The sequence below is a fragment of the Mycobacterium sp. genome (assembly GCF_035653355.1).
Classification (GTDB): domain Bacteria; phylum Actinomycetota; class Actinomycetes; order Mycobacteriales; family Mycobacteriaceae; genus Mycobacterium.
Genome location: NZ_DASRBZ010000199.1, coordinates 1 through 7390, shown reverse-complemented (window position 1 = coordinate 7390; position 7390 = coordinate 1). Strand labels below are relative to the sequence as shown.

Here is a 7390-nt window from a genome sequence, read left to right as displayed (position 1 = left end):
CATCGATACGTTGGACGATTTCCCTCTCGGGGAGACACCTCCGGCCACAGCTTTCGATGCCCGCTGGGACACATGAGGATGGAACCCTACGAACTGACGTTAAGCGCGGCCGCAGCCGAGATCCAGGCGGGGCGGCTCTCGCCGGTTGAGCTTACCAACTCGGTCCTTGACCGGATCGACGCTATCGAAAACACACTTCACGCGTTCTCCTGCGTCACAGCCGAGCTGGCTCGTAACGCAGCCCAAGCCGCTGCGGAGGAAATCGCTGCTGGCCGCTATCGTGGCCCACTTCATGGCATCCCCCTGAGTGTGAAAGATCTCTACGACACTGCGGGCGTGCTCTCAACGTCGGGCTCAAAACTACGAGCCGGCCATATCCCTGATACCGACGCGGTAACCGTTGAGCGGCTTTTTGCCGCCGGGATGGTCATGGTCGGAAAAACCCACACCCACGAGTTCGCGTACGGCGTGATCACTCCAATCAGCCGCAATCCCTGGAACCCCAGACATATCGTCGGCGGATCCAGCGGGGGTGCAGCGGCAGCGGTCGCCTCCGGTGCCTGCATGATCGGCCTGGGCAGTGATACCGCAGGATCAATTCGTATCCCGGCAAGCCTGTGCGGGACGGTGGGGCTCAAGCCCACCTACGGCAGGGTGTCGCGACGTGGCGTTGCGTCACTGGCCTGGTCACTAGATCACGTCGGTCCACTTACGAGGAATGTCCGCGACTGCGCGCTGGTACTCAATGCCATCGCGGGGTTTGACCGGCTCGACCCGGCCTGTGTCGATGTGCCGGTACCCGACTACACCACCGGGCTTGACCAAGACATCACCGGTCTGCGGATCGGTGTTCCGGCTAACTATTTTTTCGACCACGTCCACGACGATGTCGCCACGGCGGTGCGCCACGCGATCGGCGTCCTGCAGAACCTCGGTGCACAGGTGCGGGAGGTGACTATCCCGTACGCCGATGCTCTGGCCGCCGTGGAATTGGGCATTGTCCTGCCGGAGGCAAGCGCCTACCACCAGCAATGGTTGCGCGACAAGGGCGATCTCTACAGTCCCGACGTGCGGCTTCTCCTGGAGATGGGAGAGCTCATGTTCGCCACGGATTACATCAAGGCTTTGCGCATCCGCACGCTCATACAGCAAGCGTGGGCGGCCATGTTCGATCACATCGACGTGCTGGCCAGCCCATCCACACCATTGGCCGCCCCTACGGTGGATACCGCTGACGTCACCTGGCCCGACGGGACGACCGAGAACATTGCTACTGCGCTTAGACGTCTAACGTCGCCTGAGAACGTCACGGGGTTGCCCGCTCTCTCATTGCCCGTGGGCTTCAACGGGTCAACCGGACTCCCACTCGGAATGCAAATTATAGGCCGACCCTTCGATGAGGCAACTATTCTGAGGGTCGGACAAGCCTACGAGACCGCCTCCAACACCGTCGGGCGGTTAGCCGCGGTCTGAGCCGACATCTCGCTGCGCTCCAGGTTACTACCCGTTACTACCCTCTCAGGGGCATAATATTATTTTCTTACCGGATCACACCTCCGCATTAAATGATCATTTCCGACATTAGGGATGACACTTTATAACGATACTGGCCGAACTAGTGTCCCGTAAGCTTGTGGACTTCTGATTCAATCCATCGCACTTTGGCGAGGATCGTGTCGGCATCAGCAGTCCAGGTGAAGGGTCTACAGCCGGCGTTCCAGTTGGTGATGTAATTGTGGATCGTGGCAATGAGCTGTTTGACCGAGCTGAATGTTCCGCGGCGAATCGCTTGGCGCGTAATCAAGCCAAACCAGATCTCGATTTGATTGATCCACGACGCTCCGACTGGCGTGCGGTGGAAGGTGATGTTCGGATTGTTGGCCAGCCAGTCGCGCACCTCCGGAGTGAAGTGCGTACCCAGGTTGTCCACCACGACATGAACCTCGCGGTCGACGTACTGGGCAGCGACAGTCTTCATGAACGCGAGAAACTCTTCTGATCCCCGGCGCGGATAGCATTCTCCGGTGACTTTACCTGTCGCAACGTCCAACGCTCCAAACAGGTTGACCGTGCCATGCCGAACGTAATCATGCGTTCGCTTTTCCGTTTTATCAAAGGTCACGGGAAGCAACGGCTGGGTACGGTCCAAGGCCTGGTTATCCGGGGTAAACGATCTTGAAGCTGCGTGTTTTGGCGGCTAGAGCGTTTGCGGACGCGTGCGCAAGAGAAGCGGTCAGGGTGTGTTGGTTTGTGGCGACGCGTGTTGGTCGCCGAGGCGGCGGCGTAGTTCGAGGTTCTCGCCGTGGGCGGTCTCGAGCGCTTGTTTGAGGGTGTTGATTTCGTCGCGGTGACGGCGTCGTATCTCGGCGAGTTGGGTGGTGAGTGTGCGGATCACGCTGCTTGGGTGGTCTTCGATGTGTTCCGGTGGCGCGGGTGGTCTTGTTCGCTGCTGCTGGGAGCGGAGCTGTTCCACGCGTGCGCGGATCTGCGGGTTGCGGTAGAGGAAGTCGAGTGAGACACCGGCGGTCTGCGCGAGTCCGCGGAAGGTGATCGGCTGCCCGGTGCGGATCAGCTCGCACAGGCCTTGGTCGGCCCGGGTCTTGGCGACGGCGCTCTTGCGGGCGGCGGCTTGGCGGAGGTTGTCGGGGTTGCCACGCATCAGCTGTTGTCCTGGTTGTCGATGATGCTGTCGACGCGCGCGGCGACACCGGCACCACGCACGGCTTGGACGGTGCCGTCGGCCAGCCGGGCCTGTTCGAGCTTGACGATGATGCGGCCGAGAGCGTCGTGTTCCTGGCGGCGCCCGGCAAGCCAGACGTTGTCGTGGCTCATCTGGTGTCCGGTGCGGGCGTGAAACGCCGCGCAGCGTTGGTCGATGAGCTGCCCGGTGCGGGCCATTTGGTCTTGCAGTTCGGGCAGGAACGTCGCATCGGTGGCGAATTTGTCGCAGCTGAGGCAGGCGTTGCCCTTGACGCAGGACTGGCGGGGCGGCAGCAGACACCAGCCATTGGGCAGGATCCGGTCGGTGCGCCGGTCCAACTCCAGCATGTCGTAGAGGTCCCGCGGGTCGATCTCGAGGTCGCGGGAATCGGCGCTGATTTTGCGGTAGCGAAGGAACTCCCGCTCGGCGGTGGACTGCAGGGTTTGCGCGTAGGTCATGGTCATGGTCGGCGTCAAATGCCCGAGATAGCGCTGCACGACGTGCAGCGGGATACCAGCGTTGAGCAGGTTTGTGGCTTTGGTGTGCCGGAATCGGTGAGTGCGCTGGAAGTCGACCAGCGCGCCGGTGCTGTCGCGAATGTCGAGCCGGCGGGCCAGTTCGCCGACCCGTTCTCGCAGCCGCCGATCCGAGTAGGGGCGGTCGCCGTTGCGGTTTTTCCGGGCGGCGACGAACAGGTATTTCGGCGCCGCCGTTGCGGGTTCGGTGCGGGCGCGACGCACCCAGTCTTGTTGTGTGCGGATGATCGCGACGATCTCGCGATCGACCAGGATGGTGTCGGGAGCACCATCGATCTTGGTTTGCTGGTACCGGAGTCGGGCAACGAAGCCGTCCGCATCGTCGGCAGTGCTGGTGCTGGGCTGGTGCAGCGGCAGCAGCGGGTCGTGGTCGAGCATGCAGATCTCGCTAACACGCCGTCCGGTGCGAGCCAGCAACATCAGGATGCGCATCGCCTGCTCGTCACCGAGCCCACCTTCAGCGGTCGGCATGCCGAGCAGCCCGGTGCCGGCCATGATCTGGGTGAACGCGTCGGCGTCGATGACGTCACGCTCATGGCTATGGTGGCGAGCCCGCCGTGGTTTTTCGCCGCGCCGGAACAACATCGCGTGTTGCGGGCCCAGGCGCAGCCAGCCCGGTTCGGTCAGGCTGGTGGCGGCAGTCTCCCGGTGGTCGTGCATGAACAGGTAGAACTGCTCGACTCCGTTGAGCAGCGCGGAAATCCGGGACTGCGACAGCGGTTGGCCGTGCGTGGGTCCGGGCTGTTGCACCCGCAGGCCGCGCACGTGTCCGAGGAAGCCCAGCAGCAGCGCCCGGACCTCGTCCGGTCCGTCAGCCAGCCAGGGCCCGGGGACGTCACGGCCGGTGAGGAACGCATCGAACACCACGGCGGCGTCGATGCGTAACTTCACCGTTCCCCAGGCCATCTCGCCGGTTTCCAGGCCCACCTTGCAGTACCACTGCAGACCACGTCGCAACCAGCCGGTCGTGATCCGGTCGAAGTAGCAGGCCAGGCGGCCGCGTGGCTCGTGCGGGCGCTGCGGGATCCGGGGGTCGATGCTCGGGTCCCACATCTCCCGCTGCCACCACGGCCGCGGGTCATAGGCCACCGACAGCAGCCGATAGCAGCGCCGCAGCTGCTGACGAAGGTCGCTGGCTGTGCCAGGCGCCGGCAGAACACCCGCGCGACGCTGCCTCGCCCGGGCCATCTGGTGCTCCCAATCTCGAGCCGACAACGCGGTCAACGAGGCCGGAGCGGCTGGACCCAGGTCGCTGATCACGTCAGACAACCTGCGCGCCAGCATCCGCATATGGCCGATGTCCACTCGTCCGCCCTGGTCAATGATGCGGAACACGCACCACACCAGTTCGGTCCGCATCGACTCCGGTAGCGCCGAGAGATCCAGCCCTGTGCTGCGGCCGCGTTTCTCGCCCAGCCCGCCGCGATATTCCTCGGGAACGGTATCGGGACTAAAGCAAGTCAAGCGCATCCCGATCGGGACCGACTCCCATAAGGCGTGCAGTACCTCGGGCCGGTAGCCGCCCACCGTGCCTTCGCGGGTGGCCAGGGGGTCGGGACGCGCCCCGCTCACGAGCACGATCCAGTCTGTTCGACGCCACCGACACGGGTGCGCCACCCCGCGGTGAAGGCCTTCCAGTCCGCGGCCGCCCGCATCTCGGCGTCCTGGGTCACGTGCGCGTAGATGCTCAGCGTGGTCTGCACGTCGCTGTGTCCCAACCGGCGACTGACCACATGCACCGGCACCCCCGACAGCAGCAACGCGGTGGCGTGGCTGTGCCGCATCCAATGCGGGGTCCAGGCTTGCGGCACCTGCCCGGCCAGCTGGCGGCGTAGCCGCTCCACCAGGTCATAGACTGACTCCGGTCGCCACGGCGCGAACCTCGGCTCCCGGTCGAGGTTGACAAAGACATAGGTGGCGTCGAAGTCATCGGTGGCCAGATCGCCACCGGCCTCGCACAACCGCCACACGTGCTCGCCGTAGAGGCGGTCCAACTCATCGGAGACATACAGCCGCCGGTAGCCGCTCTTGGCCCGCACCCCGTGTGGATGCTCGCGGTCCACGACCTCGATGAACGGGGTGTCGCCTCGCCCGGTATGCCAATCGCGATGCTGCAGCCCCAAGGCCTCGCCTAACCGCAGCCCTGTCTCTGCCAGCAGCATCCACAGCAGTCTGTTGCGGACCGACCCGCGCCACTCCCGGATCTCACCATCCCAGCTCGCGCACGCCTCACAGATCCGCTCGATCTGCCCAGGCGTCAAGATCGGTGGTGCCGCTCGACGCCGGTGACGCGCCCGGACCACCGCCTGCCGGCGTCCCTTGCGGCGAGCAACGTGCTCCAGCAGCGGCTTGTACCGACCACCGCCGCGATGAGTGATCCGATGCAAATCTCGGCCCACATCCACGCCGTTGAGCAGGTGATAGTCATAGCAGGAGATCACCGCCCGCAGCCGCGCGGCGATCGTCGACTCAGCAAACCGCGCCGGACGACGCTCAATCGAGACCACCTCGGGCTGGTCCCCGGCGCGCAGCCAAGTCAAAAAGGCCCCGAAGTTCTCCACCGTCACCGCGTCCCAGCGCAGACCGAACACATCCAGGTACTGCCACCACAGCGCCAACGCCCGCGCGTAGGACTTCACCGTGTTTGGCGACGCCTGCTGAACCCGCAGATACTCCAGATACCCCTCGGCGGGCTCCACCATGCGATGGTCCTTGCCCAGCACCGTCCACGTGCGCTCACCCGAAGCAAGGGTCAGCCGCTGCGCCCGATACGAGCCCACCACCACCGTTGCGGTCGTCACACCCCGCACCGTAGGAACCACAGATAATCAGTCCGCAATGGACACGCGGACCAACCAAAAAATCACTCGACCTCGTTAACAGACGGCCCGAACCTACCCCGGATAAGCCTGGACTCCGGACTTCTCATCCACGCACAGCACCACCGCCGCTGCAGGTGGGGCCAGGTATAAGCCCACAATGTCAGCGACCTTCTCAGCGAAAAGCGGATCCTTCGACAGTTTGAAGGTGTCCTGCCGGTGCGGCTTGAGACCATGTTCGCGCCACAGGTCAGCCACAAAGACATGCGATACGTCAATGCCTTCGTGTCGCTTCAGATATCTCGCCATCTCCCGGCTCGACCAGTGCGACAAACCGGTGTTCTGGGGCGGACTCATCCTGCTGACCGCAAGGATCCGGGAACGTACCCGCTCGTCATGCGCTCTCGGCTTCCCTGGATGCGGTATCCCATGCAGGCCCTCAATACCGGACTCCGCATACCGCACAGGCCACAATCGGGCGGTCTTATCCGTCACGCCAGCCCAGTGGGCGATCTGAACCGCGGAATGGCCATTATCCCACCACAAGACCGGCCGGGCCCGCAAAGCGAGCACGGCATCCACCGACTTATCCCGCGCGAGACTGTTCAATTCGTCACGCTGATCAATGGTCAAAACGCCACGTTGAGCAGGCATGACGAAATAATCTCATGGACGCCAGATCAACAGGATGCGACACGCTTACGCCACACTAGAAGACCTAGGATTGCACCCACTGTTTCGAATTGAAACGAATCGTGAGACATGGCTTGCATTGCACAATGAGACAACGATCGCCGAGCTCGCCTTTGACGATAGTACTTACATATTCGAGCCGGACGAAACTCTACAAGTTCTCCAAATAGAAGTAGAACTTGCAAAGTCCGCCGATACACAAGTTCTGCATGATTTGCATCGAGTGTTCACTGAGGAGTACCACCTCTCGAGTACGCACGATTCAAAGTTCGACCGCGGTTGGGCCTACGTCTGCGCCACCCAGCGGGAGGAAAAGGTTGAAGCGAAACTCACGTTGGATTCACAAGACTCCGCACGCATCGCAAACTGGTTGCGGCAAGATGTAGCCCACGTGTCGGGTTATACTATCAGACGCGAGGAATTTACCAACAACATACTTGATCAATACTTCGACACGTCAGACTACAAGTTGGCAAAAAATGGTTACTATTTGCGTCTGAGAAAACAGGGTTCGTCGCACCGTCTAACGCTACGCCAATTGGCTGATCGAATCGAAGGGGGATTGTCAAATCAAGGTGAGATTAAGAGTCGCGATCAAGAACAGAATTTTGGCGACAGTTTACTGGCCATAGAGGGACATG

Annotated in this window: 7 protein-coding genes; 2 read left to right on the top strand and 5 right to left on the bottom strand. The window is 62.4% G+C overall.

The genetic code is table 11. The features are described 5' to 3' along the window. Positions 1 to 72 precede the first annotated feature (72 nt). Complete coding sequence (locus VFA16_RS06780) at positions 73 to 1473, top strand: amidase (protein ID WP_324967076.1); 1401 nt, start codon at positions 73 to 75, stop codon at positions 1471 to 1473. Positions 1474 to 1615: 142 nt separating this feature from the next. On the opposite strand, the gene VFA16_RS06775 is transcribed toward VFA16_RS06780, so the two are convergent. The 5 genes from VFA16_RS06775 to VFA16_RS06755 all read right to left on the bottom strand — a co-directional run bounded on the left by VFA16_RS06775 (position 1616) and on the right by VFA16_RS06755 (position 6710). After that, complete coding sequence (locus tag VFA16_RS06775) at positions 1616 to 2149, bottom strand: IS630 family transposase (RefSeq protein WP_324967075.1); 534 nt, start codon at positions 2147 to 2149, stop codon at positions 1616 to 1618. An 84-nt stretch (positions 2150 to 2233) separates the two neighbouring features. Beyond that, complete coding sequence (locus tag VFA16_RS06770; RefSeq protein ID WP_324967074.1) at positions 2234 to 2659, bottom strand: DUF6262 family protein; 426 nt, start codon at positions 2657 to 2659, stop codon at positions 2234 to 2236. After that, on the bottom strand, positions 2659 to 4809 hold the full coding sequence (locus VFA16_RS06765) for a site-specific integrase (RefSeq protein ID WP_324967073.1): 2151 nt from the start codon (positions 4807 to 4809) through the stop codon (positions 2659 to 2661). The genes VFA16_RS06770 and VFA16_RS06765 overlap by 1 nt, the downstream gene beginning before the upstream one ends. Further along, entirely contained in the window at positions 4806 to 6038 is a 1233-nt protein-coding gene (locus VFA16_RS06760) for a tyrosine-type recombinase/integrase (RefSeq protein WP_324967072.1), read from the bottom strand. Before VFA16_RS06760 ends, VFA16_RS06765 begins: the two co-directional genes overlap by 4 nt. A gap of 93 nt (positions 6039 to 6131) precedes the next feature. Next, complete coding sequence (locus tag VFA16_RS06755; protein WP_414687657.1) at positions 6132 to 6710, bottom strand: IS630 family transposase; 579 nt, start codon at positions 6708 to 6710, stop codon at positions 6132 to 6134. Positions 6711 to 6780: 70 nt separating this feature from the next. Here VFA16_RS06755 and VFA16_RS06750 point away from each other — a divergent pair. After that, on the top strand, positions 6781 to 7390 hold a 610-nt coding region (locus VFA16_RS06750), incomplete at its 3' end, for a CYTH domain-containing protein (RefSeq protein WP_324967071.1).